The organism is Flavobacterium sp. J49 (genome assembly GCF_011742145.1).
GTDB lineage: Bacteria > Bacteroidota > Bacteroidia > Flavobacteriales > Flavobacteriaceae > Flavobacterium.
This window is the reverse complement of record NZ_JAAQQU010000082.1, coordinates 1-1,802: the sequence shown is the minus strand read 5'-3', so window position 1 is coordinate 1,802 and position 1,802 is coordinate 1. Positions and strand designations below refer to the sequence as shown.

Genomic DNA, 1,802 nt, shown 5'->3' with positions numbered 1-1,802 from the left:
TCACTCTAAATTTGTAGCAATATTTTTGTAGCATTTTATATTGCTACATTTTTTTTGCTACAACTTTTTCACGCAAACTTTTCACGCAAACTTTTTCAACTTTCAAAATTCTAGCGCAATAAATTCCATTCTAATTTCGATTTCTTTTTGAGCAAACTTGGAATAGGAGTGAAGCTTAAACTAAAAAGTTCTAGCGATGGAAAACGCTGGTTTATAACGTGCCGCAGCTTGTGATTGTGGCGTTCTTCACTCACTTGCGTTTCCAAATATAACTAAAATTTCAGTCAGCCGAGACATTTCTGATACAACCAAAACCAGCCATAATCACAAACTGCTGTTATGAGCTGTATTTTTAGAAATCAGCTTTATACAAGTTCTCAAAATTATTTAATTTTCTTTTAAATATTTTTTCTGCATCTTGTTTTGAAGATTTTAATTGGTTTTCACTCAATTTTGTTTCAGCTAATTTAATTTCTTCAATGATTTGTTGCTGTTGAGATATAGAAAAATCCTTTTTGAATTCATTGAAAATTAAATACCACAAATAACTTTTATAATTATCTTTTTCTATGCTATCGCCATCTCTATACATTTGTGCTAAACTCAATCTCATTGATGTTATATTACCACTTAAGTTTAAATTTTCAGGATTTTCTAGCAACGCTAATTTTGTTGCCCATTCAAGCATTTTGCTAGAATTTTTTGTTACTCCTAAACCTTGTTTGTAGCAATTCACAATATTCCACATACAAGTTGCGTCGTTATTTTCGGCACATTTTAAAGCGTATTCAAAGGCTTTTTCATTATTTATTTCAGTTCCAATTCCGTTTCCGTAAGCCATCATCATCGCGTAATGACCATCATTGAAGCCATTTTCAGATGACTTTTTGTACCATTGGAAAGCTTCAATCTCGTTTTTATCAATCCCTACACCATTCTGTAAAAAATATCCAAGATTGTATTGTGCTTCAGCATTTCCAAGTTCAGCAGCTTTTCTCAACAATGGTAATGCTTTTTCGTAATCTCGTTTAGATAATAATTCTTTAGACTGATTATTTAATTCTTCTGCATTTTGTGCAAATGATAAATTCAAAAAGATAAACCCGAATAATAATGTAAATGTCTTTTTCATAGAGGTGTTTAAATATAGCTCATAACGTGCCGCAGATTGTAACTGCTGCGATGATTTATTACTGATGATTCCAAAGATAAAACTCCTTTTTGAATTTTCGGAGAAAATTCGGGGCAAGCCCAAGCGCGCAGTAGTTACAAACTGCTGTTATAGGCTGTTGCGATACCTAACTAATTGACGTTACAGTTATACTTTCAATTAACTTGAGCTTTCCATTTTCTATTTTAAAAAGATATAAAACATGCTCATATATATAATTTTTAAAGTTGACTCGACCAATGAAATAATTGTCGCTTATTTCAGAAAGCGTAAGGGTTAATTTAGTTTTTTCATTATCTCCAATACGTTTTAGTTTTCTGTTTCTATAGCGTTTCCATTTTTTAAAATCTGTAGTAATACATTCAATTGGAGTTTCGATTTTTTTTCCAAACCAGTCAACATCTTCACAAATACTAACGTTAAATTTATTGATTTTTAAGACATTTTCAATATTAAGTTTTTCGCAGAATCTTTTCAATTCAATAGATTTTTTTACTTGAACGAAAGCTTCTGCATAGTATGAATTATAATTTTCTTGAGCGAAAATTGAAGTTGTCCAAAGCAATATTATTATTAGTTCTTTTCTCATGAGGAGTTCTATGAAATGCGAATGAGCAATTGCCTATAACGT

General features: G+C 30.7%; 2 protein-coding genes. Both read right to left on the bottom strand.

All coding sequences use genetic code 11. The features are described from left to right. Nucleotides 1-352: 352 nt before the first annotated feature. Nucleotides 353-1,132, bottom strand: a complete 780-nt coding sequence (locus tag HA632_RS01995) for a tetratricopeptide repeat protein (RefSeq protein WP_176305571.1) — start codon at nt 1,130-1,132, stop codon at nt 353-355. A gap of 166 nt (nt 1,133-1,298) precedes the next feature. Further along, complete coding sequence (locus HA632_RS01990; RefSeq protein ID WP_176305570.1) at nt 1,299-1,760, bottom strand: hypothetical protein; 462 nt, start codon at nt 1,758-1,760, stop codon at nt 1,299-1,301. Between the last annotated feature and the right edge of the window lie 42 nt (nt 1,761-1,802).

Coding starts and splice junctions, on each gene's coding strand:
- HA632_RS01995 (WP_176305571.1), bottom strand. CDS start 1,132: ATGAAAAAGACATTTACATTATTATTCGGGTTTATCTTTTTGAATTTA.
- HA632_RS01990 (WP_176305570.1), bottom strand. CDS start 1,760: ATGAGAAAAGAACTAATAATAATATTGCTTTGGACAACTTCAATTTTC.